The sequence below is a fragment of the Rhizobium sp. Nf11,1 genome, assembly GCF_050587665.1.
Lineage (GTDB): Bacteria > Pseudomonadota > Alphaproteobacteria > Rhizobiales > Rhizobiaceae > Rhizobium.
In genome coordinates, this window is record NZ_JBOBHU010000005.1 from 248,308 (window position 1) to 274,344 (window position 26,037).

The window sequence follows — 26,037 nt, forward strand, 5'->3', positions numbered from 1 at the left end:
GCGATTCTCCCGTTGCCGGCTTATCGACGCCATAAAACACTTCTGTGCGACAGGAAAGTGACATATTGAATTTCCCGGCGCAAGCAGCCTGCGCAGTCAATCCAGCGACCTACCGCGCCTCTGCCCGGCGGGCGGAAAGCGCGGCGACCGCCTGAACTTCCGTCAGCAGCCGCACCGGGTCGACCGGCTTTACCATGACGCGGTTGGCGCCATTGAGCAAGACTTGGCGGCGCGACTCGTCGCTCTTGTCGGCGGTGAGCACGATCACCGGCACCGGGTCAAGATCGAGCCGCCTTTCGTGGCCGCGCAGCCGCCCCAGCATGTCGATGCCGTTGCCGCCGGGCATCGACAGATCGCTGATGATGATCTCGGGCCGGGCGTTCGCCTCGCCGAGGGCGCAATCGAGGAGTGTCTCGAAATCCTGGACATGGTGCACCTTGTGTCCGCCCTTTTCGAGCATGACGCGCACCAGCATCGCATTGATCGGATCGTCCTCTCCGAGCAGGATGCGCAGCCCGTGTGCGGCAACCACGGTCTCGGTCATCGGCAGGCCGAAACCCGGTTGGTTGTCGTTCAGCGCGTCGCGCTTCTCCATGCCGCGCATGCGCCCGCGCAGCACATCGATCAGCGACTGTTCGCGCAGCGGCCGGATGAGCCAGGCATCGAACAGGTCAAGCGGATGGGCGCTGCGCTCTTCGGGATTGACGAGCAGGACCTTGCGCAGGCCAAGGGCAGCGATTTCGGCGCGATCGGCGAGATGCGCTGAAAATTCCGCCGACATGCGATGATCGACGATAATATCGGTCGGCCGGCGGCTGCCGCTTGCCATTCCGAGCAGCTTCGCGCGCGCAGCCTCGCCGCTGTCGACAAGATGGCAGGTGCCGCCGAGCACGGTGATCGTTTCGGCAATGGCGGAGCGGGCCGCCCCTGCCGGCGCCAGCAGCACGACGCTGTTGCCGGCAAGCAGGGTGTTTCGCCGTTCGGAGCGCTCGCTGTCGAGTTCAATCGGGAAGCGTATGGTGAATGTGCTGCCTTTGCCCTTTTCGCTGGTGACCGTCAAGGCGCCGTCGAATTCCCGCATGATGCGGGCGGAGATGGCAAGGCCGAGCCCGGTGCCGCCGCTCTTGTCGGCAACGTTTCCACCTTGTTCGAACTCGCCGAAGACGCGCGCCAGCTCCTCCGCCGTCATGCCCGGACCCGTGTCGGTGACGGTAATCATCAGGTTGCCGGCATCGAGCGATACGCGGATGAAAACGCCGCCGGCCTGGGTGAATTTGACAGCATTGCCGATGACGTTGAACAGAACCTGGCGCAGCCGCGCCGCATCGAAGCTCATTTTCTCCGGAACGTCTGACGACACGGTGGCGCCGATCTCGATCCCCTTTTCATGTGCCCGGTGGGCGAGCATTTCGACGACGCTTTCCAGAAGCTTCCGCAGCGATTCCGAGCGCGGGTGAAGCTCGAAACGGCCGACTTCGATGGTGGAAAAATCGAGCAGATCCTCGACAAGCTGCGTCAAGGCGTGGCCGGATTGGCGGATGTTGGCGAGATAATTCTGCTGTTCCTGCGTCAGCCGCGTTTCCGCGAGCAGGTGCGTCATGCCGAGAATGCCGGAAAGCGGCGTGCGCACCTCGTGGCTGACGGTTGCAAGCAGTCGGGATTTCGCGGCGCTGTTATACTCGGCTTTCTGGCGGGCCGACTCGCGGCTCTGCGCGACGAGCCGCTCCTCCGTCACATCACGGGCAACACTCTGCAGCAGCAGGTGGCCGCTGCCCGGATCGCGGGTGACCACGTCGCGCCACAGGAAAATACGCTGGCCTTCCGGCGTCGATATCTCGACGTCGTAGCAGTGCGGGATCGGGCCGGGACGGAAGGCAAGCCCGATCTCTTCGCAGGTCCGCCCTTCCGGGCGCAGCCGGCCGGTCAGACGGCGAAAGGTGTCGTTGGCCGAGATGATGCGACGGTCCATGGCACGGGTGAGGGTGATGTCGCCGAGCACGTCATGCACCTCGGCGAAGAGCTTCGCGCCATCATCGCCGTTCGGAGCGGATCGACCGGCGGGCTGCCTGCTTCTCTGCCGGCGTACCATCAGCACGGCGTAACAGGCGATGACGGCAAGGCCGAGAGCGACGAGACCGCCCGAAAGGAGCAACGGCTCGCCGGCATGGGCGAGCAGCGTCAGGACCATCGCGGCCAGAAAGCCGGCGCCGCTCAGCCAGTAGAACAGCAGGCGCCGCGTCGCTGCAGGCCCTGATAGGGAAGCAGCCCCCGTGCGCGCTGTCGATGCTCCGGGACGCGAAGAGGTTTCCTCCGTCCGCTCCTGATGCGGCTTGACGGCGGTTCCGCCGAAGGCGGCGGACAATCTTTCCTGCAACTGTCCCAGACTCTGCATGGTATCTGGATAACATGAGGCTTATTCCGAATGCCTTCAGGAATTCGATAAGATTTTAGCGGCCGGCCTTTTTCGGCAGCAGCAGCTCCTCGAGGATGACGCAGCCGGCGCCGACGGTGATGAAACTGTCGGCGAGATTGAACACGGCGAAAGACCAGCTTTCGGTGTAGAAGAGGATGTAGTCGATCACATGTCCGTAGGCGAAGCGATCGACAAGATTGCCGATCGCACCGGCAATGATCAGCGCATAGCCGAGATGCGCGAGCCAGCGGTCTTTTGCCGTGCGGTACCACAGCCAGATGACGAAGGCGACGATGACGAGCCGCATGCCGACGATGATCCAGCCGTCCATGCCCTCCAGCATCGAAAAGGCGACGCCGAGATTATAGGTGCGGTAGAGCGCCAGCATCGGGATGACGGGAACGGCTTCCTGCAGCGGCAGGGTATGATCGACGGCGATCTTGACGACCTGGTCGATGAGAACGGCGAGAAGGATGAAAATCAGGATCGGTGCCGGGCGCGAAAACAGCGCGGGGCGTGCATGCGTCGGTTCGGTCATTTGCCCTCGGCAAGTGAAAGGAGATGGCGGCGCGCCTCGAAAAGCATGACGGCAGTGGCGACGGCGAGGTTCAGGGAGTCGGCGCGGCCCTGCTGCGGGATCCGCGCGAGCGCATCGGCCTCCCTGGCGAGCTGGTCCGGCAGGCCGGATTGTTCGTTGCCCATCAGGAGGACCGTGGGCTTCTTGCGGTAGTCGATTGTGCGATAGTCGACCGCGCCGGCCAGATGGGTGGCGACGATGGAAACGCCGGCCGATTTCCGCCAGGCCAGGAACTCCTCCGGCGTCGCCCGCGCGACCGGAACGGCGAAGACCGAGCCCATGGTTGCCCGCACGGTCTCCAGCGAGAAGGGATCGGTCGTCTCGCCGATGAGAATGATGCCGGCCGCGCCGGCCGCATCGGCCGTCCGGATGATGGTGCCGAGATTGCCCGGATCGCGCACGCGGTCGAGCGCCACCCACGTCTCACCCTCCTGCGGCCGGATGCCCTTGAGCGGCGTCCAGCGCTGCTCGAAGATGCCGACGACCATTTGCGGGTTGTCGCGCCGGGTGATCGCGGCAATCACCTTTTCGCTGACTTCGAGCACCAGCCCGCCCGAGGCGACGGTCCTTGCCGCCATCTGCTCGACCAGCGGCTTACCCTTGGCGGCCTTGGCAAAGACCAGCGTGCGGATCGTCCAGCCGAGCTCGATCGCATCGATGACGAGCTTCAGCCCTTCGGCGAGGAAAGTCCCGCTTTCCTCCCGCGACTTCTTGTTGGTCAGCGCCTTGATGTCCTTGATGATCGGATTGGCGAGCGAGGTGACTTCCTTCACCTGCCCGACCCTTCGCGGCCCCTGATCGTGGAAGTCCTTGCTCATTGCGGCACCCAGCGGGAAAAGAGGGATGTGGAAAGCGCGCGGCCCGGCGTTTTGCCGTCGGGGCCTGCCTCGCGGATCACCAGCTCGCCGGATTCGACCGCACCGCCGGCGCCGCGCATCGTCTCGCGCATCAGCTCGTGGATCGAATAGAAGCTGGCGCGGATCGAATAAGCCGTCAGCACCAGGCCGACTGCCCTCGGGGAGAGGATTTCGCGGCAGACATCGAGCATCAGCGGCAGATGCTCGAAGAGATGCCAGACTTCGCCGTTGGGGCCGCGGCCGAATTTCGGCGGATCGGTGAGGATGATGTCGTATTGGCTGCCGCGGCGTTCCTCGCGCAGGATGAATTTCATCGCATCCTCGCAGATCCAGCGGATCGGCAGCTTCTCCATGCGCCCGAGCGCCTGGTTCTCGCGCGCCCAGCCGATCGCCTTCTTCGACGCGTCGACATGGGTGACCTCGGCGCCGGCAGCGGCGGCGACCAGCGACGCGACACCGGTATAACCGAAGAGGTTCAGCACTTTCAGCGGTCGGCCGGCCTTTTCGACAGCCTCCTTCATCCAGCTCCAATGGACGATCTGCTCGGGAAAGACACCGACGTGACGGAACGAGGTGAAGCGGCCGAGGAAATCGACGCCGAGCAGGTTGAGCGGCCAGGTCTCGCCGAGTGCCTCCCTCGGGAAGCGCCAGCGGCCGGTGCCTTCCTCGTCGGTATCGCCGGTGAACACGGCATCCACCTTCCCCCAGATCTGCGGCGCCAGCGAAGGCCGCCACAGCGCCTGAGCTTCCGGGCGGATGATGCGGTAGGGGCCATATTGCTCCAGCTTCTGGCCATCGCCGCTGTCGATCAGGTGGAAATCGCCGGCGCCGAGCGATTCGAGAATGACCGGCACGCGCTCCGCCGGCCGATCGCCGCTGCGCGTCATGAGCGGGCGCAAAACCGCAGCCGGCGTCGCACTCTCGCGAACCGTATCGCGTGTGGCCGCGGGACGTGCCACGGGCTTTGGTGCTCGGCCGGCCCGATCGTCCCTGCGGCTTTCACCGGCGGGACCTGATGTCTTCTTCTGGCCCGGCCGGCGCTCTCTTTGTTTCAACGTGCTCTTCCGCGTCTCTGTCGTGGATATGTTTGAATTATGCAGTAGCCCAGAAAACCAGCCCGGATCAACTGCGCGCCGGCGCGGGCGTTATTTCAACTTCTCGGACGCCTGCGCATGCAGCCGATTATCACCACATAACTGTGACTGACGGCGAGGTATGGAAGCGCAGCGAATACGGACCGCGGCTCAAGAGAGCCTCATGAGGTGCCCCCGAAGGGGCCGCGAAGGGCGAGGCGGGCGCGCAGACGCCGGATGAATGCAAGGCGCAGCGCTGCGGCGTGACGTTCGAGGCTTCGCCCTATGGGCTGCGCAGGATGAGGGCCGTTGGAGACTGCCGCACGGTCAATTCCTCGCTCGCTCGGATCGAAAGCCCGCCATAACATTCCTCCGCACCTTGGCAAAAGGCCTTCCCGCTGGGATAAATCAGGCGAATCGCAGATGGGGCTGTCGAATGGATTTCACCGGCGAAGAACGCATCGCCGCGCCGCGGGACATGGTCTGGGCAGCGCTCAACGATCCGGAGATCATGCGCGGCTGCATTCCGGGGTGTCAGAACATCGAGCGGCTGTCGCCAAGCGCTTTCGAGGCGACGATCAAGGTGAAGTTCAGCCTGTTCTCCGCCACCTTCCACGGGTTGCTGACGCTTTCCAATATCGATGCGCCGAGAAGCTATACGCTGTCGGCCGAAGGCAAGGGCGGCCTTGCCGGCTTCGCCAGGGGCAGCGCCGATGTCGTGCTCGAGGCGAGGGGCGACGAGACGATCCTGCACTACCGGGCAAGAGCCGAACTCGGCGGCAGGCTCGCCCAGCTCGGCGCACGTCTGCTCGATTCGACCTCGCAGCGGCTGGCCGAAGGTTTCTTCTCGGATTTCAATGCTGCGATCGTTACAAAAATGGCTGCGGATTGAGCGCCGAAGGCTTTCGCTGCGGCTTGGCGCGGACCTGCGCCTGAGCTATTGCGACATGATGACATGGACCATCAGGCCGCCACGGGCGGAAGACCAGGAAATGCTCGCGGACATCTATCTTTCCGTGCGCCGCCAGACATTCGTCTGGGTCGATCCCGGCAAGTTTCACCGTGAGGATTTCTCTGCCCATACCAATGGCGAGACGATCTTCGTCTGCGAGCATGCCGATCGGAGCGTCGCCGGCTTCCTGTCGCTCTGGCCAGAGGACGATTTCATTCACATGCTTTATATAAGGCCCGAGTTCCAGGGGCTCGGCGCCGGCACGGCGCTGCTCAGGGCGCTGCCGGAATGGCCGCGACATAAGTACCGGCTGAAATGCCTGGTGAACAACCGGCGGGCGAAGGCTTTCTACCTTTCCCACGGTTTCGCGGTGACCGGCAATGGCGCGTCGCCGGAAGGTGATTATGAGGAGCTGAGCTTTTCTCCGGTTTGACTCGGGGCGAGAGCCGATCTTAACGCGACGGCAGCTGGCCGGCGATCTCCTCCGCGCGGGACCTGTGACGATCGGCCTCGCCCTGCCAGCGAATGGCTTCCTTGGCCTCGGTGCGGGCGCGCTTGCGGTGTTTGCCCTGGCTGAACCAGGTGGCGGCCGATCCGATCAGCATGCCTGCTATCAATGCGATGAACAGGAAGACGAAGAAGGGTGCGGAAACCGCAAGCACCTGGTCTTCGGGCCTGAAGGGATTGAAGGCCAGCGTGACGCTCTGCCGGTTGGCGACGCAGAAGACGATTAGGATGACTCCGAGCGGCAGCAGAATCAACAGGTTGACGATCTTCTTGGCCATTTGAGCTCTCCATGCGTCTTAGATGCATCGGCCCGAAAATCGATTCCGACTTTCGGGCCGATGCGCTAGCAGAATAGGAAAACGGTGTTCAAGTTCAAGTGCGGTTTCGCCGCAGGCGGCTCGCGCAGCTCAATCCTCTTCGTCGGCCTGGCCGGGATTGAGCCGCTCGCGCAGTTCCTTGCCCGTCTTGAAGAAGGGAACCCACTTCTCCTCGACGAAGACGGTATCGCCGGTGCGCGGGTTACGGCCGGAGCGGGAAGGGCGGTTCTTGACTGAAAACGCGCCGAAGCCGCGCAATTCGACGCGGTTGCCCGCAGCCAGTGCATCGGTGATCTCGTCGAGAACCGCGTTGACGATATTTTCGACGTCGCGATGATAGAGATGCGGGTTGCGTGCCGCAACAATCTGCACCAATTCGGACTTGATCACAGTCGCCCCCTTAAATTATTGATTTCTTATCAATCCCGGCCAACCTGCCAAACTGAAAGCAGCCCGTCAAGAAGCAACTTTGGGGGCAGGATTCCATTGATATCCTGGCCTTTGACCAGATCATCATAACCCAAGATAGTAACCAGCCGCGAAACAGCTCCTGCGAGCAGAAAAGGCGTGTTGCTCTTCTTGTCCCAATCCACCATCGGCAGATCGGTGTCGACGCCGCGCGACTTGAGATAGGCGCGGATTTCCGCCTCGCCGCCGATCGTATCGACGAGCTTCGCCTTCAGCGCCTGCCGGCCGGTATAGATCGTGCCGTCGGCGAGTTTCAGCACCTCGTCGCGCGGCAGCTTGCGCCGGTCGGCGACCAGGTCGACGAACCAGTTATAGCTGTCGACCACCATGTTGCGGATCATCGCCTTGGCTTCCTCGCTCGCCTCGTGGAAGGGCGAGGGCTCGGCCTTCAGGGGCGAGGATTTGATCTCCTGCAGCGATACGCCGATCTTGTCGAGCAGCGGCTGGATCTGCGGATACTGGAAGATGACGCCGATCGAGCCGGTGATCGAGCTGTCGCCGGCAATGATCGTGTCGCCCGCGGTGGCGATCATGTAGCCCGCGGAGGCGGCCAGCGTGCGCACGTCCGAGACAACAGGCTTCTTGGCTGATATCGCCCGGATCGCATTAAAGATTTTTTCGCCGCCATAGGTCGTGCCGCCGGGCGAGGAGATCGAAATCACCGCGGCCTTCACCTGATCGCTGGTCTCGACCTTCTTCAGCCGCTCCAGCAGCTCGTCGTCATCGACGATCAGCCCCGATATCGTCACATGGGCGATATGCGGGCTTGCCGTGCCGGCTCCGCCGAGGGCGAAGCGGTAAAAGGCAAAACCAAGCGCCACGATGAGTGCGACCGCGACGATGCGCCAGAAGCCGAGTTTGCGGCGCAGCCGCCGGCGATCCGCGATGATCGAACTGTCCATAGAAACCTCCAGCGCTGGCCCGGGGTCGGCATGGCGCCGATGGGTCCGGTGAAATTGATCGCAGCGGCGCGTACGAATGCCACTTTTGTATGTTTTTCCGTTTTGTTGCTTGTTGCAGAAAAAATTCCATATTGGCAAGCCAATGTAATAATGCGAAACGAACTGTGATTGCCGGCCGCTTTGTTACGCAGGCGGGGCAATCATCGCACATGGAACGAGACCTATGCTCGATACCCTGAAGAACAACGGAAATGCCGCTTATGCGGGCTCCGGTCGGAGCCCCTATGGCGATGCGTTGTTCCATTCCGCCCGCGTGCGGCGGCTGAAGATCTTGCTGCCGTTGGCCGCCCTCGTCATCGCGGCCGGCCTCACGGCGGTTGCACTGGTCAAGATATATCTGCCCGAGAATATCAAGATGGAAGGCGCCAAGATCGAGAACGGCAAGGTCGTGATGGAAAAGCCGGCAATTGCCGGACGCAACTCCGACGGTGTCAATTATTCTATGCTTGCGGAAAGGGCGCTGCAGGATATCCGCAATCCTGATCTCATCACCCTCGAGACCATCAAGGCCGCCGTGCCGATGAATGACGGGCTGATTGCCCGCGTCATCGCTTCGACTGCGGATTATAATCGCGCCACCGACAACCTGCATATGACGGCTCCCTTCACCCTGGTGCTGAGCAGCGGCCTCAACGCGCAATTCCAGTCCGCCCGGCTCGACATCAAGGGCGGCAACATGCGCAGCGACGATCCCGTCACGATCACAAAGGACAATGCTTCCATTGTTGCGAAGACGCTGGAGATAACCGATAAGGGGCGCGTGATCACATTCGAGGGGAATGTTCGCATGAATGTCGATCCATCCACCATTCATAAACAGGGCACTTAACCAGCCGGGTCACTCATGACAAAAGATTGTCGCATTTCAGCTTGCAAGACAGGCATCGCATTCGTTGCCGGCGCATTTGCCCTTATTCTGACGGTCTCGGGCGCGGGGGCGCAGTCAACCACCATGTCGGGCATGAAGCTTTCCAACGATCAGCCGATCCAAATCGAAAGCGACAAGCTGGAGATCCATGATCAGGAGCACACGGCGCTCTTCACCGGCAACGTCAAGGTCGTCCAGGGCACGACGACGATGCAGTCCGGCAAGATGACCGTCTATTACAAGGACAAGGCGGCAAAGCCGGGCGCCGGCGCGCCGGCTCAACCCGAGGCGAAGCCCGAGCAGTCGGCCTCGCTGGCATCAGGAAGTGCGGATATCGACAAGATCCTGGTGACGGACAAGGTCTACCTGGTGTCGGGCACGCAGACGGCGACAGCCGACGACGGCAATTTCGACATGGCCTCGCAGACATTCATCCTGACCGCGGATCAGGGAAACAAGGTGATTCTATCGGACGGTCCGAACGTCTTTACCGGCTGCAAGCTGACCGTTCACATGCAAACCGGCCAGGCGGAGCTTGAAAGCTGCGGCGGTCGTGTCCAGATTCAGCTCGATCCGAAATCGCAGCCGAACGCGCAGAAGCAGAACTGAACCGGCCTCCCCCGTGAAATTATCATCGTTATCCACCATGTTCGGCCGGCCTGAGCCGCAAGCTGCAGGTGCCGCCGACAAGAGCCGCTATCAGGGAACGCTGATCGCCCGTGGTCTGACGAAGACCTATGCGACGCGGCGTGTCGTCAACGGCGTCTCCCTTGTGGTGCGTCGCGGCGAAGCCGTCGGCTTGCTCGGTCCGAACGGCGCCGGCAAGACGACCTGCTTTTACATGATCACCGGTCTGGTGCCGGTCGATGAAGGCACGATCGAGATCGATGGAAACGATGTCACGACCATGCCGATGTACCGCCGCTCGCGCCTCGGCGTCGGTTACCTGCCGCAGGAAGCCTCGATCTTTCGCGGACTGACGGTGGAAGAAAATATCCGTGCCGTCCTCGAAGTGCATGTGAAGGACAAGGCCGAGCGCGAGCAGAAGCTGAACGAGCTGCTGGAGGAATTTCATATCCAGAAGCTGCGTAAGAGTGCCGCTGTCGCCCTTTCCGGCGGCGAACGCCGCCGTCTCGAAATCGCCCGAGCGCTTGCAACCGACCCGACCTTCATGCTGCTCGACGAGCCCTTCGCCGGTGTCGACCCGATCTCGGTCGCCGACATCCAGAACCTCGTCCACCATCTGACGGCCCGCGGCATTGGCGTTCTCATTACCGACCACAATGTGCGTGAGACGCTCGGCCTCATCGACCGCGCCTATATCATCCATGCCGGCGAAGTGCTGACCCACGGCCGTGCGAATGACATTGTCAACAATCCGGAAGTACGCCGGCTCTATCTCGGCGACAATTTCAGCCTTTGATCCCGCGCTGATTCACCTTGCCGCGTAGTTCCGCTTGACCAAATGAGATAAAAAAGCAATTTTTGGGCCAACTCGGATTTCCGTGGCCTGAAGCGTGGATCGGCCGTGGTTTCCCGGAGGAGTCGAGGGAGTTTCGCGTCCGTCATGGCACTGTCCGCCAATCTATTTCTGCGCCAGAGCCAGTCCCTGGTCATGACGCCGCAACTGATGCAATCCATCCAGTTGCTGCAGATGACCCATTTTGAGCTCACCCAGTTCATCGCTCAGGAAGTGGAGAAGAACCCGCTGCTCGAATTTCCGTCGAATGATGGCGAGGCGGGCGACGAACGGGCGGCAGGCGAGGACGAGCAGTTCGCTCATTCGCCGGAGGACGCCGGCGCGGACGACGGCGCCGACAATCGCGCCGAGGCGCTTTCTAGTGACTGGTACGACAATGGCGGCAGCGAAAGCACCGGCCGGCTGAACGACGAGCTCGACGCCAATTACACCAATGTCTTTCCCGATGATGGTGGTCCGCAGCGCCTCGACGCACCGGAACTCGTCGGTCAGTGGAAGTCGATGCCGGGCAGCGCCGACGCCGCCGATTACGATCTTGACGATTTTGTCGCCGGTCAGGTGTCCCTGCGCGATCATCTCGCGCAGCAGATCCCCTTCGTCCTGCCTGATATGAGCGACCGGCTGATCGCGCAGAATTTCATCGATCAGCTCGACGATGCCGGTTACATTCAGGTCGATCTCGTCGAAACCGGCGAGCGGCTCGGCACGAACCTCACCCAGGTCGAACACGTGCTCGCCGCCCTGCAGACGCTCGATCCTCCGGGTGTTTTCGCCCGCAGCCTCGCCGAATGCCTGGCGATCCAGCTCCGGCATAAAGACCGTTACGACCCAGCCATGCAGGCGCTGGTCGAAAATCTCGAACTCCTGGCGCGGCGCGACTTCGCCACGCTGAAGCGGCTCTGCGGCGTCGATGAGGAAGATCTTCTCGACATGCTCGGCGAGATTCGCCAGCTCAATCCGAAGCCCGGCAGCGGTTTCGAGACGGGCGTTTCCGAAGCGATCATGCCCGATGTCGTCGTCAGGCCCTCCGCTGAGGGTGGGTGGCTGGTCGAGCTCAACCCGGATACGCTGCCGCGCGTGCTCGTCAATCAGTCCTATTTTTCCCGCGTGACCCGGAACGGCGAAGATCATGCCTTCCTTTCCGAGTGCCTGCAGAGCGCCAACTGGCTGACCCGCAGCCTCGACCAGCGGGCAAAAACCATCATGAAGGTGGCAAGCGAGATCGTCCGCCAGCAGGACGCCTTCCTGCTGCACGGCGTCGACCACCTGCGGCCGCTGAACCTGAAGACGGTGGCCGAGGCGATCAAGATGCATGAATCTACCGTCAGCCGCGTCACCTCGAACAAATATATGCTGACGCCGCGCGGCCTCTTCGAACTCAAATATTTCTTCACCGTATCGATCGGCGCGGTCGAGGGCGGCGACAGCCATTCGGCCGAGGCCGTGCGTCACAAGATCCGCGCGCTGATCATGCAGGAGAGTCCCGACGCGGTGCTCTCCGATGACGATATCGTCGACATGCTGAAGAAGGGCGGTGTCGATCTCGCCCGCCGCACGGTCGCGAAATACCGGGAAGCGATGAACATCGCTTCCTCGGTGCAGCGCCGCCGCGAGAAGCGGGCGCTCGCCAAAGTCGCGGGCTTCTGACGCAGCAGCACGCTTCGATCTGGATCGAAGCATCCACCTTCCAAATTGGCCTACTTCTCCGGTGTCCCGAACGAAGATCGATGTGCCTATGACGCCGCAAAAGCCGAACCTTACCAGAGAACTTGTCCTGCTTTTGGTGCTTGCGACCCTCTGGGGTTCTTCCTACACCTTTATCAAGATCGGGGTCGAAACGATCCCGCCGGTGACCTTGATCGCGGTGCGCACACTGATCGCCGGCGCCATTCTGCTGGCCGTGCTTCGCCATCGGCATGTCCGCCTGCCGCGCGATCGCGCGACATGGCGCCTGTTCGTCGTTCAGGCCTGCCTGAACAGCGTCTTCCCTTTCACGCTGATCGCCTGGGCGGAGCAGTCTGTCGATGCCGGACTGGCGGTGATCCTGAATTCGGCGACGCCGATTTTCACCTTCCTGCTGACCGTGTCGATAACCCGCCATGAGCCGGCCACGGCGCGAAAGCTTTTCGGCGTCGTCTCCGGGCTTGCCGGCATCTGCCTCGTCATCGGCGTCGAAGCGCTCGGCGGTCTAGGTGAAAGCCTGATGGCGCAGCTCGCCATCATGCTGGCAACCATCTGTTACGCAGGGGCCGCGATTTTCAGCAAGAACTTTAGAGGCCTCGATCCTGCCGTGCCGGCGGCCGGTTCGCTGATCTCGGGCGCGGTCATTCTGATGCCTGTGAGCCTGCTCGTCGACCGGCCCTGGGGGCTCGATCCCTCGGCCGCATCGGTGCTGGCGCTGCTTGCCCTTTCCGCCTTTTCGACGGCGCTTGCCTTTACGATCTATTTCCGCCTCGTTCAGACGCTGGGTTCGGTCGGAACCACGTCGCAAGCCTATCTGCGTGTGCCGATCGGTGTGGCGATCGGTATCGTCTTTCTCGGCGAGAGGCTGAGCCCGACGGCGTGGATCGGACTGGTCTGCGTCATTCTCGGTGTCATCGCCATGACGATGCCGCGCGCAACGCAGGCACGAAGCGCGGGAGCTGATGAAGGGAAAGTCGCCGGAAGGCTCCTTCCGTAGGAGATTTGCTACACCTTCTGCGAGCGCGCCCGGAGCTGATTCGGCGCCCTATTGACTTTCCGGCAACCTCTGGCTAGAAGCCCGCCGCAATCGTCGCCGTGAACGGCGTTTTGAAGTTATCCCCATCATCCCAAGGGCACCGAGGACAGCAGGCCTACGCCGATCTTGCTTGAGATTGCGCGAAGTGCTTGGATGAACCCGAGGCTTGGCGTAAACTGATACCCGCAAACGACCATAAGAAGGGAAACTCCATGAGTGTGCGTGTATCCGGGAAACATATGGAAATTGGTGAATCCTTCCGCCAAAAGATCGAGGACCAAATTGGAACGGCCATCACGAAATACTTCGATGGGGGGTATTCCGGCCAGGTGACCGTCGAAAAGGCGAGTTCTCGTTTCTCGGCAGACTGCAAGCTTCATCTCGACAGCGGGGTGGTGCTCCATGCCGCCGGCGAAGCGACGGATCCGCAGCTTGCTTTCGACGCCGCTTCCGAACGCATCGAGAAACGCCTGCGTCGCTACAAGCGCAAGCTGAAGGACCACCATGCCGGAAACCACCTGAATGGCTTTGCAGAAGTCTCCTATACGGTCATGGACTCCGTTCCTGATCACGAGGATGAAATTCCCGACGATTTCGCCCCGGCAATCGTCGCTGAAAGCACGAAGCAGTTGAAGACCATGTCCGTCGCCACCGCCGTGATGGCGCTCGACATGACCGACGAGCCGCTTCTCCTGTTCCGCAGTCCCGGCAAGGAACATCTGAATATCGTTTATCGTCGGCACGACGGAAATATTGGCTGGATCGATTCGGCCAATATCAAAGGCTGAGATCAGAGTGGTGAGCGGCGGTATCGCCGCCGCTCCTCGCATCAACTGATCCCGGCGACAGAAGGAAAAAGAAATGGCATTGGCAGATTTGCTCCATCAGGATGCGATCATTCCCGCCCTCAGAGTAAATTCCAAGAAACAGTTGCTTCAGGAATTGGCGGCAAGAGCCGCGAGGATCACCGGGCTCTCCGAACGGGAGATCTTCGACGTCATCCTGCAGCGCGAACGCCTGGGTTCGACCGGCGTCGGCAACGGTATCGCCATTCCCCACGGCAAGCTGGTGAACATTCATTCCATCGTCGGCATCTTTGCCCGGCTGGAGCAGCCTGTCGATTTTGAAGCGCTGGACGACCAGCCCGTCGACCTCGTTTTCCTGCTGCTTGCGCCGGAGGGCGCCGGCGCCGACCATCTCAAAGCCCTGTCGCGCATCGCCCGCGTCCTGCGCGATCAAGACCTGGTTGCAAAGCTGCGGGCCACCGATTCCGCCTCGGCGATCTACGCCTTCCTCAACGAAGAGCAGACGTCGAACGCTGCTTGAGCTGCATAATCCCTAAATGAAAAAAGGCGCCTGATTTCGCAGGCGCATTTTTTATTTACCCAGGGCTGAACGGTCAGAACTCTTCCCAGTTATCCCCAGCCACGGCGGCCGAGCCATGCGATTGAGGTGTGGTGCGGCGGGTCGCCGGCGCGTGGCGGACCACAGGAGCGGTTGCCAAGTGCGAGGGGGCCGCAGCCGGCGCACGCATCTGCCTCGCCACGGAGGCGAGCGCGGTCGCGTTGGCGGAGCCGGACACCCTGAAGCGCGTGGCGAGCGTCTTCAGCGTCTGCGCCTCGTCGTTGAGCGCCACGCTGGCGGCGGTCGCTTCCTCCACCATCGCCGCATTTTGCTGCGTCACCTGATCCATCTGGTTCATGGCCTGGTTGATTTCCTTCAGCCCCACCGCCTGTTCGCTGGCCGATGCTGAGATCTGCCGGATCAGGCTGTTGATGCCCATCACCTGTTCGGCGATCTTGTGCAGCGTCCCGCCGGCGCGCCCGACGAGATCGACGCCTTCCTTGACCTGGACGGCCGAGGTGTTGATCAGCGTCTTGATCTCCTTGGCGGCAGTGGCCGAACGCTGCGCGAGTTCACGCACTTCCTGGGCGACGACAGCAAAACCCTTGCCGGCTTCGCCGGCGCGGGCCGCTTCGACGCCGGCGTTCAGCGCCAGCAGGTTCGTCTGGAAGGCGATCTCATCGATGACGCCGATGATCCGCGATACCTCCGTCGAAGACTGCTCGATCCCTTGCATGGAGGCGATGGCCTTCTGCACAACTTCGCCTGATTTCTCGGCATCCTGGCAGGCGAGATTGACGTTGTCGGCAGCCGTGCGGGCATTCTCGGCACTGGAATCGACCTGGGCGGTGAGCTCATTGAGGGCTGCCGCCGTCTCTTCCAGGCTTGCTGCCTGCTGCTCGGTACGTTTGGCGAGATCGGAAGCGCTGTTGCTGATCTCGCCGGTGCCGGCGCCGATATTGACGACGCTGAGATTCATCGTGTTGATGGTCTCTTCGAGGCTTGCAAGCGCGGCATTGAAATCCTGCTTCAGTTTGCCGTATTCGCCGGGGAAATCTTCGGTGATGCGGTAACCCAGATTGCCCTGAGACAATTCCGAGAGGCCGGCGCCGACGACCGAGACGATGCGACGCTGCAGCGACACCGATTGCTGCCGTTCCGATTCCGAACGGCCGCGCTCGGCCTCTGCGGCCTGTCGCTGGTGGGTGGCCTCGTCTTCGAGGCGCCTGGAGTCGGCGAGCTTGAAGCGGAAGCCTTCGAGGGCCTTTGCGACCGAACCGACTTCGTCGGTACGGTCCTGGGCCGCGACGGGTTCGGCATATTCGCCGTCGCTGAGCGTTTTGACGCTGGCGACAAGGCTGCCGAGCGGCCTCTGCACGAGCGAGCGGACGGCGAAATAGAGCGCCAGCATCACCGCGCCGAGCACGATCAGGCCGGTGGCGATCATCATGTAGGTCTGATCCTGCACCGGCGCGTTGATCGCGGTGTGCGGGACGTCGACAAGCACGACCCAGGTGGCGTTGACGCCGGGGACTTCGAATGGATAGACGACGCGGTCGAAAGGATCGAGGCCGTCATAGGTGAGGTTTCGGACGAGGCCGGGCTGCTTGTTCGACAGCGCCGCCTTGACGACTTCGGTGCCTTCGCCGTCATATTGCTTGGTCATCAGATCGGCGACCGGCGCGACGATCCAGTTGCCTGCCTGCGACAGCAGCGTCACGCGGCCGGAGCCGAAGGGGTGCAGCGCCTGCAGCTTATCGGTCAGCGACTTCAGCGAGATGTCGACGCCGCCGACGCCGATCATCTTGCCGCCCGACATGACGGGATAGGCAATGGAAGTCAGCAGCGTCGGTACGTCGGTTCCCTCGGCCATGTAGGGCGTGGTGATCGCGCCCTTGCCGCTGTCGGCAGCAAGCTTCCACCACTCAGCTGTATAATCATTGTCGAAGGTCGAATACTGGACGCCGCCATCCTTGGTTTTCGACCAATAGGGCGTGAAGGCGCCGTTCTTGTTGGTGCCTTCGTCATTGTTGTTGGCGATCTCGGTCGTCTTTCCGTCCAGCGCACCAAGCTGCTCGCAGAACCAGCTGCCGAAGGCGAAGGCATTCTGTTCCAGATTGGCTTTCAGCACGTTGATCATGCCCTTGCGATCGAGCGACTTTCCATCGTGGGCTCGGCCGATAACGCCTGACATGCTGCGGGCAGCGCTGGCGAGTTCGCCGACATTGGCGGCGATCTCATTGGCGATCGACTTTGCCTCGAGATTGGCTTGATCCATCGTCAGCGTCTGAACGCGATCCCGGGTCTGGCCGATGAGGAAAAAGTTCGAAGCGATGAGAACAAGTGCGATGGCGATGCCGGTGATGGCGATAAGTTTCGCCGCAAGCGATTTCATGCGAAAAATGAACATGGGTTCCTCAGGCAAGGATGCGCCGAACGGGCATTCTTCGGCGCAGGAGCGAAGGCATGGCTCCGTCATGGAGCAGCCGCATCAGCCGCGGATCCGCATGTGCGACGATCCGGCGATCGCTGGGAAGATCGCCGGAGACCTGTTAAATTTAAATGAAACTTGAGTGGTTATATGAGCAAAACCGCAGAAATCTCCTTTAAAATTGAAGGACATCTGCCGGCGTTTCGCAGGCAGGCCAGGCTATATTCTGTCTGCGACTTCCCCACTCAAAGGAATCGACGGTTGCGCTCCTGATTTGAGACATGCGAGCGAACCGGCGACTGCCGCGCGGCGCAACGCTGTCGGAAAATCAAGCCCGTCATCGAGGCTGGCGGCGAAATAGCCGCAGAAGGTGTCTCCCGCTCCGACCGTGTCGACAGGATCGATCGCCAGCCCCTGCGCTCTTGAGAGGACCCCGTCACGAATGGCGATGACGCCATCGCCGCCGAGCGTCACGATCAGCGTCTGGCCGGTTTCCTGATGCAGGCGGACAAGCGCTGCCTCGCGCGCTCCTGCGTCCATGCCGTCCTGTCCGGCAAGCCGCTCGAACTCAGTCTCATTGGCAATGACGATATCGGCGAGGCGTCCGAGACGCGGCGCATCGGGAATCAATGGGGCGAGGTTGAGGATGCTGGTGATGCCCTTGGCGCGTGCGGCCGAGAGCGCGCGTTCGACGGCCGCGACCGGCACCTCAAGCTGCAACATCAGTATGTCGCCTTCGTGCATGCGGCCGATCGCGGTTTCCGCATCGGCGGGCGCGACCAGGCCGTTGGCGCCCGGCACCACGGCAATCATGTTCTCGCCGTCGCCGCCGACCAGGATCAGCGCCGTTCCTGTGGGACCGTCGATATGCTTGACGAGGGAGAGATCGGTTCCTGCCTCATCGAGCAGAGAAAGAGCATCGGCAGCAAAAGCATCCTTGCCGACGGCACCGGCCATATGCACATAGCGACCGGCGCGGCGGGCTGCCAGCGCCTGGTTGGCGCCCTTGCCGCCGGCGGCCGTGGCAAAACCGTTGCCGGCCACTGTTTCGCCGGGCTTCGGCAGGCGCTCGGTCGTGGCGATGAGATCCATGTTGATGGATCCGAAAACTGTGATCATCAGGCTGTCCCGTCTTTTGGAGCATGCCAATGACATCATGCTCCTGCTATTTCATGGGGCGAGACACTGCCCGAAGCGATCACTCCTCGTCAACCACCCGAAGCTTGAGAAGGCCGGTACGGCTTTCCACGGATTTGGCCGGGACCTCGCCGTCGCCGGCAGGCTTTGCGTCGCCGCCTGCCTCGAATTCCAGCGCCTCGATCTTGGCGCCGCGTTTGGTGAGCTTGTCGGCTGACGTGACGACCATGTCGATATCTTTCTGCGCCATGGCGAAATGGCCCTGCAGCTTGCGCACCCGCTCGTCGAGGCGGCCGAGATCGTTCATCAGGAGCGCCACCTCGCCCTGGATCAGATGCGCCTGCGCCCGCATGCGCTGGTCTTTCAGCACCGCCTGGATGACCTGGATCGACAGCATCAGCAGCGATGGCGAGACGATAACGATGCGCGCGCGGTGTGCCTTCTGCACCAAGGCCTCGAAGTTCTCATGGATCTCCGCGAAGATCGATTCCGACGGCACGAAGAGAAAAGCCGTCTCCTGGGTTTCCCCCTGAATCAGATATTTCTCTGAAATATCCCGGATATGGATCTCCATGTCGCGGCGGAACTGCTGGCCGGCTATCTTGCCGGCCTCGGGGCTGGCTGCGTCGCGGATGGCGTTCCAGGCTTCGAGCGGGAACTTCGCATCGATGACGAGCGGCGGCGCGCCGTTTGGCATGCGGATCGTGCAGTCCGGCCGCGAACCGTTCGAGAGCGTCTGCTGGAAGGCATAGGCGCCCATTGGCAGGCCGTCGGCGACGATCGTCTCCATCCGCGACTGGCCGAAGGCGCCGCGCGTCTGCTTGTTCGAGAGAATAGCCTGCAGTCCGACGACGTCCTTGGCGAGCGTCTGAATATTGTTCTGCGCGGCATCGATGATCGCCAGCCGCTCCTGCAGCCGCTGCAGGTTCTCATGCGTCGATTTCGTCTGCTCGGTGATCGTCGAGCTGACGCGCTGCGACATGCCGTCGAGACGCTGGCTGATTGCCTGGTTGAGCTCGCTCTGACGCGCGCCAAAAACCTCGGCCATGGCCGTGATGCGGCCCTGCATCTCCGCCTGGATCTTCAAAAGCTCGGCCATGCGCGCCTCGCTTTCGCCAGCCCGCAGGCTCGCCTCCTCCGCCTGCTCGCGGCGGAGGCTGGCGCTGCGCAAGAGAAGGATGATCACCAGAAGCACGAAGGCGACAAAAACGCCGCCGGCAAGCGCCAGCATGGCCGGGCTCAGCGAGGCGTTGGAGAGGGCGAGCGATTCGGAATGAACGGTCATGCCGCAACCATAACAGAAGCTGCGGCAATACATAGATCAAAACGTGAACGAAATCCTCTGTCGCCTTTTTCCTCGCCGATGCAGAAAATCGCCGCCGATTTAACCATTGCTCAACCATATTCGCCAAAATCTGTGCCGCAGAATTCCCTCCAGCGCCGTTGCGCCAAGTACAGAGATTTCCATGACATCCCAGCAGACCGACAGTGCACTCAGGCAGCGCCTCGATTTCATCGAACTGGACGAGGCGGCGCGCCGGTCGATACGGGATCTCAGCCCCGTCATATCAGAGCTAATCGGCGGTGCCCTCGACAAGTTCTATGCCAAGATCGCCAAGACCCCCGCCGTCTCAGGCTTTTTCGCCGACAAGAACCATGTCGCTCATGCCAAGAAGCGGCAGCAGGATCATTGGGGCAAGCTTGCAGGCGGTGCCTTCGACGAAACCTACGTCGACGGCGTGACATCGGTCGGGCGCACGCACGCCCGCATCGGGCTGGAGCCGCGCTGGTATGTCGGCGGCTATGCCCTGGTTCTGTCCGAGCTCGTCAAGGGCATCATGGAGAAGCAGTGGCCGTCGGTCTTTGCGCGCCAGCAGGGCAAATTGCTCGCCGAAAGGCTGTCGGCGGTCATCAAGGCCGGCATGCTCGACATGGATTATTCGATCTCGGTCTACCTCGAGACGCTTGAAGCCAAGCGCCAGGCTCTGGAAGAGCAGCGTGCCCAGGCCGAGGCCGATCAGGCGATGGCGCTGGAGCAGCTGCGCCGCGGTCTGGAGGCGCTGTCGAGCGGCGATCTCGAGGCCACTCTGCCATCCGACCTGCCCGGTAATTTTCGGCAGATGGCCGAGCATTACAACCGTGCCGTCAAGGCGCTGCGCCATTCCTTCGCATCGGTGCGCGACACGTCGGGCCATATCATGAATGGCGCCGACGTCATCTCCAATGCGACCAACGATCTCGCATTGCGCACTGCCCAGCAGGCGGCCGGCGTCGAGGAGAGTTCGGCTGCCCTGCAGCAGCTTTCCGTCAGCGTCGGCCAGACCGCCGCCAATGCCGAGAAGGCTTCGGACGCCGTACGCGAGACGCAGCAGAAGGCGAAGAATTCGGGCGAACTCGTTACCAGCGCCGTCTCGGCGATGGCCGGCATCGAGAAATCCTCGACGGAGATTTCCAAAATTATCGGCGTCATCGACGAGATCGCCTTCCAGACCAATCTTCTGGCGCTGAACGCCGGCGTCGAGGCGGCGCGCGCCGGTGATGCCGGCAAGGGTTTTGCCGTCGTCGCCCAGGAAGTCCGCCAACTCGCCCAGCGCACTGCCGATGCTGCCAAGGAGATCAAGAACCTGATCTCGCAGAGCTCGACCCAGGTCAATGAGGGTGTCGGCATCGTCTCGAGCACCGGCGAGGCGCTGAGCGACATGATCAGCCGCATCGACATCATCAACCGCTTCGTCGCCGATATCGCCGCTGCCGCCCGCGATCAAGCAACCGGGGTCAACGAGGTCAGCGTGGCGATCCGCAGCATGGGCGAGATCACCCAGCAGAATTCCGGCATGGTCGAGCGCACGTCGGCGGAAACCCGCCGCCTCAAGGACGAGGTGGACCAGCTGATCGAGCTGCTGCGCCGCTTCCGCGTCCGTTCGGGAGGCCACGCCGTCGCCGCTGCCCGCCGGGCGGCCTGACTCAAATATGGCGAAATTCCGGGCGGGGATACAAAAAAGCGTCTTCCCCGCCCGGCGGATAATTCCATAGCGGGAAAAGATGGGTTATGGGAACGCCCATGACCATCAAGCCACTCATCATTCTTCCCGACCCTGTTCTCCGTCAGCTCTCCAAGCCGATCGAGCGTGTGGATTCCGACCTGCAGCGCCTTGCCGACGACATGCTGGAAACCATGTACGACGCGCCGGGCATCGGCCTTGCCGCAATCCAGATCGGTGTGCCGCGCCGCATGCTGGTTATCGACGTCTCCCGCGAGGGCGAGGAAAAGCAGCCGCAGGTCTTCATCAACCCGGAAATCGTCAAATCGTCCGACGAGCGCTCGGTCTATGAGGAAGGCTGCTTGTCGATTCCGGACTATTATGCCGAGGTCGAGCGCCCGGCTGTCGTCTCGGTCAAATACCTCGACCGCGACGGCAGGGAACAGATGGTGGAAGCCGACGGGCTGCTTGCCACCTGCCTGCAGCACGAGATCGATCACTTGAACGGCGTGCTCTTCATCGACCATATCTCGCGGCTGAAGCGGGAGATGGTGATCAAGAAGTTCACCAAGGCGGCAAAGTCCAAGGCCCTCTGACGACGATTGAAATGGGCCTCAACGGCATTATGATATCATTGATATCATAATGGAGGCTTTGAGTGGGCGACCTTCTGATCCGAAATATTTCCGACGCAATGAAGCGAGACATCGCGGAAGCGGCCCAACGGAGTGGGAACAGCCTTTCTGATGAGGCCAAGGAGCTTTTGCGAGAAGCGCTTCAAAGAAAAGCCGAGGCCAAGCCTGAGCCTATGTCGGCATATGAAGCGATACGCGCCGCGTTCGTAAGCGAAAACGCGGTGGACGACGAAATTGTCGCAGTCATGAAAGAAGTCGAGGCCGCGCGGAAAAAGGATTTCGGTCGGCCGTTCGAGGATATCGAATGATCGTTCTGGATACGAATGTAGTATCAGAATTCGCAAAGTTAATGCCAGATGAAAAAGTGAAGGCTTGGTTGCAGCGGCAGGATGGTTCGCGGATCTGGCTTTGCGCCGTCGGGTTGATGGAGCAGATTTATAGCGCTGAAAGGGTTCTGTTGAAGACAGGATCGGACCGCTTCTTCCGTGCCATAGAGAATTTGGTGAAGGGCCAATTTCGTGAGCGTATCGTCGGTTGGGATTTGGAAGCGGCAATGGCAACGGGCCGTCTGCGCGCAAGACGCGAAAGCGTGGGACGGCCAATTTCGGTTCAGAATGCCATGATTGCCGCCATTTGCCTTGTAAACGGTGCGACGCTTGCCACCCGCAACACCAGAGATTTCGAGGGGCTTGATCTCAAGCTCATAAACCCGTTTGAAGACGGCTGATCCTCAACTGGCGAGATAAAATGTCTCTTCGCATCATCTTTATGGGAACGCCTGAGTTCTCGGTTCCGACCTTGCGCTTGCTCGTCGACGCCGGCCACAAAATCGTCGCCGTCTACACACAGCCGCCGCGGCCGGGCGGACGCCGCGGGCTCGATCTGCAGAAATCGCCGGTGCATCAGGCGGCCGAACTGCTCGGTCTTCCCGTCTTCACGCCGGTCAATTTCAAAGATGCCGAGGAGCGCGAGCGGTTTGCCGCCTTCAAGGCCGATGTCGGCGTCGTCGTCGCCTACGGACTGCTGTTGCCGGAGGCCGTTTTGAACGGCACCCGCGAGGGCTGTTACAACGGTCATGCTTCGCTGCTGCCGCGCTGGCGCGGTGCTGCGCCGATCCAGCGGGCGATCATGGCCGGCGACGACAAGACCGGCATGATGGTGATGAAGATGGACAAGGGGCTCGACACCGGCGCGGTCGCGCTGACCCGCGAAGTCGAGATCGGCCCGAACATGACGGCGGGCGAATTGCACGACCGGCTGATGCAGGTCGGCGCCAAGGCGATGGCGGAAGCCATGGTGAAGCTGGAGATGAACGACCTGCCGCTGACGCCGCAGCGGGAGGAGGGCGTGCTGTACGCCGCCAAGATCGACAAGGCCGAGACGCGCATCGATTTTGCCAGAGATGCCCGTGATGTGCACAATCATATCCGTGGCCTCGCTCCATTCCCGGGCGCCTGGTTCGAGCTTGAGATCGGCGGCAAGCAGGAACGGGTCAAGGTGCTGGGCTCGGAGCTGGCACCAGGGCACGGCGCTGCCGGAGAGCTGCTGACGGATGATCTCGTGATTGCCTGCGCTTCAGGTGCGGTGCGGCTGACACGGCTGCAGAGGGCCGGCGGCAAGCCGCTGGTCGCGGCGGATTTCCTCCGAGGCACGCCGCTTGCGGCCGGCACGAGGCTTTCCTGATGCCGCGCTTCCGCATGACTGTCGAATATGACGGCGGCCCCTATGTCGGCTGGCAGCGGCAGGAGAACGGACCCTCGGTGCAGGGCGCGATCGAGGCGGCGGTATTGTCGCTGACCGGCGAGACCGTGTCGATCCGCGGCGCCGGCCGCACCGATTCCGGCGTCCACGCCATGGGACAGGTGATCCATGCCGATCTTTCCAAGAGTTGGTCGCCCTACAAGCTGCAAAATGCCTTGAACGCGCATCTGCGGCTTGCCGGCGAGCGTGTCTCTATTCTCGACGTCGAGGCGGTGCCCGACTTCTTCGATGCCCGCTTCTCCGCCCTCAGGCGCCATTATCTCTACCGCATCGTCAGCCGCCGGGCGCCGCTGGCGCTCGAGGCCGGCAAGGCCTGGTGGGTGCCGAAGGCGCTCGATCACGAGGTCATGCACGCCGCCGCTCAGCGGCTGGTCGGCAGGCACGATTTCTCCACTTTTCGCTCCGCCCATTGTCAGGCGAACAGCCCGGTGCGCACGCTCGACCGGCTTGACGTGACGCAAAATGGCGAATTGATCGAGATCCGCGCCACGGCGCAGAGCTTCCTCCACAACCAGATCCGTTCCTTCGCCGGCACGCTGAAGCTCGCCGGTGAAGGCAAATGGACGCCTGATGATGTCCAGGCTGCGCTGGAGGCGCAGGATCGCAAGGCTTGCGGCCCGGTGGCGCCGCCGGAAGGCCTCTATTTCATGCAGGTGGATTATCCCGAGGTGATCACCGACCGGCGAAGGCCGAGCGACGAAAACGACGATCCGTCGTAAAGCCGCCGCCGCCGAGGCTGGTCAGGCGGGGTAGATGCCGAGAAAGTGCTGCAGATATTCCGAAAGGATCATCGATGGCACCAGCAGCACCAGCGTCAGCGCCCCGACCATCAGCGCGTGATCGTGGCAGATCATTCTGAGAATGCGCGCCAAAGCGAAGACCTGCGCCAGCATGAAGGCGAGCAGTAGCAGCGAGACGAGGCCGACCGTGCCGGGCAGGAAGAACACCAGCGCCAGCAGCAGACCGTTGATATAGGAGAGCGGCACGCCGAGCCAGTTGACGCTGACGACGACGGGGGCGAAGCGCTCGCCCATGCGGAAGGCAAGCAGCAGCAGCCCGGCAAAGACCAGCGGCACGAACCAGTTGGCGACCTCGACAAGGCCGAGCCTGATGTAGAAGGCAAGATCGACATCGGCCTCCGGCGGCATCGACCGCAGGAAGGCCTGTCGCCACCAGAGCCAGGAAATGCCCATCGGCGGCAGGCACCAGGCCATCGCCCAGAACGACCGGTTGACGCCGCGCTCCGACAGATCGAGGAAGCGGAAGCCGCGCGGATCCATCCGGATCAGCAGCCAGAGGCCGGCCAGGTAATACTGGACTTCCCTAAGACCCGGCATGGGCGAACCAGCGGTCGATGAAGGTCTCGTAGATCGCCGTCAGCGTCTCCAGATCGGCAAGAGTAACGCGCTCGTCGACCATATGCATCGTCTGGCCGACCAGGCCGAACTCGACGACCGGGCAATAATCCTTGATGAAGCGCGCATCCGACGTGCCGCCGGTCGTCGAAAGCGCCGGAGACCGGCCGGCCACGCTTTCGATGGCAGACGATAGCGAAGCAATCAGGGCGTTGTTGCGGGTCAGGAAGACATGGCTCGGCTGGTCCGCCCAGACGATATCGTATTTGACTGGCTCGCGGCCCGGACGCAGCTGGCCATTGCCGGCGGCGGCTTCGAGCCGGCGCAGGATTTCGGCGCGCAGCGTTTCGACGGTCCAGCTGTCGTTGAAGCGGATATTGAAGCTTGCCGATGCCTTGGCCGGAATGACGTTCGTCGCAGGATTGCCGACATCGACCGTCGTCACTTCGAGGTTCGACGGCTGGAAATCGTCGGTGCCGCCGTCGAAAGGCGGATCCATCAGCGCCTGCGTCAGCTGCAGTATACCGCGCACCGGATTGTCGGCGAGGTGCGGGTAAGCGGCATGGCCCTGAACGCCGTGTACGATGATCCTGCCCGATAGCGAGCCGCGCCGGCCGATCTTGATCATGTCACCAAGCCGGTCCGGATTGGTCGGTTCTCCGACAAGGCAGGCGTCCCAGCGTTCGCCGCGCTCCGCCGCCCATTGCAGCAGTTTGATCGTGCCGTTGATCGCCGGGCCTTCTTCGTCGCCGGTGATGAGGAAAGAGATCGAGCCGGCAGGCGGCCCGTTCCTTTCGATGTGGCGGGCAACGGCGGCGACGAAACACGCGATGCCGCCCTTCATGTCGACGGCGCCGCGGCCGAAGAGTTCGTCCTTTGATATCTCCGCGGCAAAAGGCGGGTGCGTCCAGGCGGCTTCATCGCCAACCGGCACGACATCGGTATGGCCGGCAAACATCAAGTGCGGGCCGTTGCTGCCGAGGCGGGCATAAAGGTTCTCGATATCGGACGTTCCCTCTTCGCTCGCTCTCACTTTGTCGACTTTGAAGCCAAGCGGCGCAAGCATCGCCGCGAGGGCCGTCAGCGCGCCGCCTTCGGCTGGTGTGACGGAGGGGCAGCGAATCAGCGTCTGCAGATTGGCGACGGGATCGGTAACGGTCATGGCGGTCGAATTATCCAGCGGCAATGGCAAAGACATGG

Annotated in this window: 27 protein-coding genes; 15 read left to right on the forward strand and 12 right to left on the reverse strand. The window is 62.1% G+C overall.

Translation table 11 applies throughout. The features are described from left to right. Positions 1-109: 109 nt before the first annotated feature. From ACQ7C1_RS10610 to ACQ7C1_RS10625, 4 genes are read right to left on the reverse strand one after another with little or no spacing between them, the layout of a single operon-like run. Positions 110-2,392: an ATP-binding response regulator gene (locus ACQ7C1_RS10610; protein ID WP_430958234.1), complete on the reverse strand. Its 2,283-nt coding sequence runs from the start codon at positions 2,390-2,392 to the stop codon at positions 110-112. A 55-nt stretch (positions 2,393-2,447) separates the two neighbouring features. Then, entirely contained in the window at positions 2,448-2,951 is a 504-nt protein-coding gene (gene lspA, locus ACQ7C1_RS10615; RefSeq protein WP_430958235.1) for a signal peptidase II, read from the reverse strand. Then, positions 2,948-3,808 carry a TrmH family RNA methyltransferase gene (locus ACQ7C1_RS10620; protein WP_430958236.1) on the reverse strand — a complete coding sequence of 287 codons (861 nt, stop codon included), beginning with the start codon at positions 3,806-3,808 and terminating at the stop codon, positions 2,948-2,950. Before ACQ7C1_RS10620 ends, lspA begins: the two co-directional genes overlap by 4 nt. After that, positions 3,805-4,902, reverse strand: coding sequence for a class I SAM-dependent methyltransferase (locus ACQ7C1_RS10625; protein ID WP_430958237.1), 1,098 nt, complete (start codon positions 4,900-4,902; stop codon positions 3,805-3,807). Before ACQ7C1_RS10625 ends, ACQ7C1_RS10620 begins: the two co-directional genes overlap by 4 nt. A gap of 454 nt (positions 4,903-5,356) precedes the next feature. Between ACQ7C1_RS10625 and ACQ7C1_RS10630 the strand changes: the two genes are divergently transcribed. Continuing rightward, entirely contained in the window at positions 5,357-5,812 is a 456-nt protein-coding gene (locus ACQ7C1_RS10630) for an SRPBCC family protein (protein WP_430958238.1), read from the forward strand. A gap of 58 nt (positions 5,813-5,870) precedes the next feature. Continuing rightward, positions 5,871-6,305, forward strand: a complete 435-nt coding sequence (locus tag ACQ7C1_RS10635) for a GNAT family N-acetyltransferase (protein WP_430958281.1) — start codon at positions 5,871-5,873, stop codon at positions 6,303-6,305. 19 nt (positions 6,306-6,324) lie between these two features. Here the strand turns inward: ACQ7C1_RS10635 and ACQ7C1_RS10640 are convergent, their stop codons facing one another. The 3 genes from ACQ7C1_RS10640 to sppA form a co-directional block, all read right to left on the reverse strand. Next, positions 6,325-6,657, reverse strand: coding sequence for a LapA family protein (locus tag ACQ7C1_RS10640; protein ID WP_085776740.1), 333 nt, complete (start codon positions 6,655-6,657; stop codon positions 6,325-6,327). Between the two features lie 129 nt (positions 6,658-6,786). Then, positions 6,787-7,086, reverse strand: a complete 300-nt coding sequence (locus ACQ7C1_RS10645) for an integration host factor subunit beta (RefSeq protein ID WP_003544934.1) — start codon at positions 7,084-7,086, stop codon at positions 6,787-6,789. Positions 7,087-7,115: 29 nt separating this feature from the next. After that, positions 7,116-8,066 (reverse strand): signal peptide peptidase SppA, encoded by a 951-nt coding sequence (gene sppA, locus ACQ7C1_RS10650; RefSeq protein WP_097599437.1) that lies wholly within the window; start codon positions 8,064-8,066, stop codon positions 7,116-7,118. A gap of 223 nt (positions 8,067-8,289) precedes the next feature. On the opposite strand from sppA, the gene lptC reads away from it, so the two are divergent. From lptC to ptsN, 7 genes are all read left to right on the forward strand, one after another. Beyond that, on the forward strand, positions 8,290-8,955 hold the full coding sequence (gene lptC, locus ACQ7C1_RS10655; RefSeq protein ID WP_097599436.1) for an LPS export ABC transporter periplasmic protein LptC: 666 nt from the start codon (positions 8,290-8,292) through the stop codon (positions 8,953-8,955). Positions 8,956-8,970: 15 nt separating this feature from the next. Next, positions 8,971-9,603, forward strand: coding sequence for an LptA/OstA family protein (locus ACQ7C1_RS10660; protein ID WP_085776743.1), 633 nt, complete (start codon positions 8,971-8,973; stop codon positions 9,601-9,603). A 37-nt stretch (positions 9,604-9,640) separates the two neighbouring features. Then, positions 9,641-10,417, forward strand: a complete 777-nt coding sequence (lptB, locus tag ACQ7C1_RS10665) for an LPS export ABC transporter ATP-binding protein (protein WP_085776744.1) — start codon at positions 9,641-9,643, stop codon at positions 10,415-10,417. A 144-nt stretch (positions 10,418-10,561) separates the two neighbouring features. Beyond that, on the forward strand, positions 10,562-12,121 hold the full coding sequence (rpoN, locus tag ACQ7C1_RS10670) for an RNA polymerase factor sigma-54 (protein WP_221127685.1): 1,560 nt from the start codon (positions 10,562-10,564) through the stop codon (positions 12,119-12,121). A gap of 88 nt (positions 12,122-12,209) precedes the next feature. Next, entirely contained in the window at positions 12,210-13,154 is a 945-nt protein-coding gene (locus ACQ7C1_RS10675) for a DMT family transporter (protein ID WP_430958239.1), read from the forward strand. Positions 13,155-13,405: 251 nt separating this feature from the next. Further along, positions 13,406-13,981, forward strand: a complete 576-nt coding sequence (hpf, locus tag ACQ7C1_RS10680; protein WP_085776747.1) for a ribosome hibernation-promoting factor, HPF/YfiA family — start codon at positions 13,406-13,408, stop codon at positions 13,979-13,981. Positions 13,982-14,054: 73 nt separating this feature from the next. Continuing rightward, on the forward strand, positions 14,055-14,519 hold the full coding sequence (ptsN, locus tag ACQ7C1_RS10685) for a PTS IIA-like nitrogen regulatory protein PtsN (RefSeq protein ID WP_011423788.1): 465 nt from the start codon (positions 14,055-14,057) through the stop codon (positions 14,517-14,519). Between the two features lie 73 nt (positions 14,520-14,592). Here ptsN and ACQ7C1_RS10690 read toward each other — a convergent pair whose 3' ends face one another. From ACQ7C1_RS10690 to ACQ7C1_RS10700, 3 genes are all read right to left on the reverse strand, one after another. Then, positions 14,593-16,947, reverse strand: a complete 2,355-nt coding sequence (locus tag ACQ7C1_RS10690; protein WP_430958240.1) for a methyl-accepting chemotaxis protein — start codon at positions 16,945-16,947, stop codon at positions 14,593-14,595. Positions 16,948-17,187: 240 nt separating this feature from the next. Beyond that, positions 17,188-18,087, reverse strand: coding sequence for a ribokinase (locus ACQ7C1_RS10695; RefSeq protein ID WP_430958241.1), 900 nt, complete (start codon positions 18,085-18,087; stop codon positions 17,188-17,190). Between the two features lie 79 nt (positions 18,088-18,166). After that, complete coding sequence (locus ACQ7C1_RS10700) at positions 18,167-19,390, reverse strand: DNA recombination protein RmuC (RefSeq protein WP_430958242.1); 1,224 nt, start codon at positions 19,388-19,390, stop codon at positions 18,167-18,169. Between the two features lie 181 nt (positions 19,391-19,571). Here ACQ7C1_RS10700 and ACQ7C1_RS10705 point away from each other — a divergent pair, with 181 nt between their 5' ends. The 6 genes from ACQ7C1_RS10705 to truA all read left to right on the forward strand — a co-directional run bounded on the left by ACQ7C1_RS10705 (position 19,572) and on the right by truA (position 24,201). After that, the gene (locus tag ACQ7C1_RS10705; protein WP_430958243.1) at positions 19,572-21,068 is read left to right on the forward strand and encodes a methyl-accepting chemotaxis protein; all 1,497 of its coding nucleotides are present in this window, start codon (positions 19,572-19,574) and stop codon (positions 21,066-21,068) included. Positions 21,069-21,166: 98 nt separating this feature from the next. Next, positions 21,167-21,682 carry a peptide deformylase gene (gene def / locus ACQ7C1_RS10710; RefSeq protein ID WP_430958244.1) on the forward strand — a complete coding sequence of 172 codons (516 nt, stop codon included), beginning with the start codon at positions 21,167-21,169 and terminating at the stop codon, positions 21,680-21,682. Between the two features lie 62 nt (positions 21,683-21,744). Then, positions 21,745-22,029, forward strand: coding sequence for a FitA-like ribbon-helix-helix domain-containing protein (locus ACQ7C1_RS10715; protein ID WP_430958245.1), 285 nt, complete (start codon positions 21,745-21,747; stop codon positions 22,027-22,029). Beyond that, positions 22,026-22,448, forward strand: a complete 423-nt coding sequence (locus ACQ7C1_RS10720) for a type II toxin-antitoxin system VapC family toxin (RefSeq protein WP_430958246.1) — start codon at positions 22,026-22,028, stop codon at positions 22,446-22,448. The genes ACQ7C1_RS10715 and ACQ7C1_RS10720 overlap by 4 nt, the downstream gene beginning before the upstream one ends. Before the next feature lie 20 nt (positions 22,449-22,468). Beyond that, positions 22,469-23,404 carry a methionyl-tRNA formyltransferase gene (gene fmt, locus ACQ7C1_RS10725; RefSeq protein WP_430958247.1) on the forward strand — a complete coding sequence of 312 codons (936 nt, stop codon included), beginning with the start codon at positions 22,469-22,471 and terminating at the stop codon, positions 23,402-23,404. Continuing rightward, positions 23,404-24,201: a tRNA pseudouridine(38-40) synthase TruA gene (truA, locus tag ACQ7C1_RS10730; RefSeq protein ID WP_430958248.1), complete on the forward strand. Its 798-nt coding sequence runs from the start codon at positions 23,404-23,406 to the stop codon at positions 24,199-24,201. The genes fmt and truA overlap by 1 nt, the downstream gene beginning before the upstream one ends. Before the next feature lie 21 nt (positions 24,202-24,222). Here truA and ACQ7C1_RS10735 read toward each other — a convergent pair whose 3' ends face one another. Both ACQ7C1_RS10735 and dapE read right to left on the reverse strand, forming a co-directional pair. After that, positions 24,223-24,819, reverse strand: a complete 597-nt coding sequence (locus tag ACQ7C1_RS10735) for a hypothetical protein (RefSeq protein WP_085776754.1) — start codon at positions 24,817-24,819, stop codon at positions 24,223-24,225. Beyond that, positions 24,806-25,999 (reverse strand): succinyl-diaminopimelate desuccinylase, encoded by a 1,194-nt coding sequence (dapE, locus tag ACQ7C1_RS10740; protein ID WP_430958282.1) that lies wholly within the window; start codon positions 25,997-25,999, stop codon positions 24,806-24,808. The genes ACQ7C1_RS10735 and dapE overlap by 14 nt, the downstream gene beginning before the upstream one ends. Between the last annotated feature and the right edge of the window lie 38 nt (positions 26,000-26,037).

Bases quoted from the DNA above. Each gene is read 5' to 3' on its own strand.
- dapE (WP_430958282.1), bottom strand. From the start codon at position 25,999: ATGACCGTTACCGATCCCGTCGCCAATCTGCAGACGCTGATTCGCTGC.
- ACQ7C1_RS10700 (WP_430958242.1), bottom strand. From the start codon at position 19,390: ATGACCGTTCATTCCGAATCGCTCGCCCTCTCCAACGCCTCGCTGAGC.
- rpoN (WP_221127685.1), top strand. From the start codon at position 10,562: ATGGCACTGTCCGCCAATCTATTTCTGCGCCAGAGCCAGTCCCTGGTC.
- truA (WP_430958248.1), top strand. From the start codon at position 23,404: ATGCCGCGCTTCCGCATGACTGTCGAATATGACGGCGGCCCCTATGTC.
- ACQ7C1_RS10610 (WP_430958234.1), bottom strand. From the start codon at position 2,392: ATGCAGAGTCTGGGACAGTTGCAGGAAAGATTGTCCGCCGCCTTCGGC.
- lptB (WP_085776744.1), top strand. From the start codon at position 9,641: ATGTTCGGCCGGCCTGAGCCGCAAGCTGCAGGTGCCGCCGACAAGAGC.
- ACQ7C1_RS10690 (WP_430958240.1), bottom strand. From the start codon at position 16,947: ATGTTCATTTTTCGCATGAAATCGCTTGCGGCGAAACTTATCGCCATC.
- ACQ7C1_RS10675 (WP_430958239.1), top strand. From the start codon at position 12,210: ATGACGCCGCAAAAGCCGAACCTTACCAGAGAACTTGTCCTGCTTTTG.
- ACQ7C1_RS10695 (WP_430958241.1), bottom strand. From the start codon at position 18,087: ATGATCACAGTTTTCGGATCCATCAACATGGATCTCATCGCCACGACC.
- ACQ7C1_RS10640 (WP_085776740.1), bottom strand. From the start codon at position 6,657: ATGGCCAAGAAGATCGTCAACCTGTTGATTCTGCTGCCGCTCGGAGTC.
- hpf (WP_085776747.1), top strand. From the start codon at position 13,406: ATGAGTGTGCGTGTATCCGGGAAACATATGGAAATTGGTGAATCCTTC.
- lspA (WP_430958235.1), bottom strand. From the start codon at position 2,951: ATGACCGAACCGACGCATGCACGCCCCGCGCTGTTTTCGCGCCCGGCA.
- ACQ7C1_RS10735 (WP_085776754.1), bottom strand. From the start codon at position 24,819: ATGCCGGGTCTTAGGGAAGTCCAGTATTACCTGGCCGGCCTCTGGCTG.
- sppA (WP_097599437.1), bottom strand. From the start codon at position 8,066: ATGGACAGTTCGATCATCGCGGATCGCCGGCGGCTGCGCCGCAAACTC.
- def (WP_430958244.1), top strand. From the start codon at position 21,167: ATGACCATCAAGCCACTCATCATTCTTCCCGACCCTGTTCTCCGTCAG.
- ACQ7C1_RS10720 (WP_430958246.1), top strand. From the start codon at position 22,026: ATGATCGTTCTGGATACGAATGTAGTATCAGAATTCGCAAAGTTAATG.
- ACQ7C1_RS10705 (WP_430958243.1), top strand. From the start codon at position 19,572: ATGACATCCCAGCAGACCGACAGTGCACTCAGGCAGCGCCTCGATTTC.
- fmt (WP_430958247.1), top strand. From the start codon at position 22,469: ATGTCTCTTCGCATCATCTTTATGGGAACGCCTGAGTTCTCGGTTCCG.
- ACQ7C1_RS10635 (WP_430958281.1), top strand. From the start codon at position 5,871: ATGACATGGACCATCAGGCCGCCACGGGCGGAAGACCAGGAAATGCTC.
- ACQ7C1_RS10620 (WP_430958236.1), bottom strand. From the start codon at position 3,808: ATGAGCAAGGACTTCCACGATCAGGGGCCGCGAAGGGTCGGGCAGGTG.
- ACQ7C1_RS10630 (WP_430958238.1), top strand. From the start codon at position 5,357: ATGGATTTCACCGGCGAAGAACGCATCGCCGCGCCGCGGGACATGGTC.
- ACQ7C1_RS10660 (WP_085776743.1), top strand. From the start codon at position 8,971: ATGACAAAAGATTGTCGCATTTCAGCTTGCAAGACAGGCATCGCATTC.
- lptC (WP_097599436.1), top strand. From the start codon at position 8,290: ATGCTCGATACCCTGAAGAACAACGGAAATGCCGCTTATGCGGGCTCC.
- ptsN (WP_011423788.1), top strand. From the start codon at position 14,055: ATGGCATTGGCAGATTTGCTCCATCAGGATGCGATCATTCCCGCCCTC.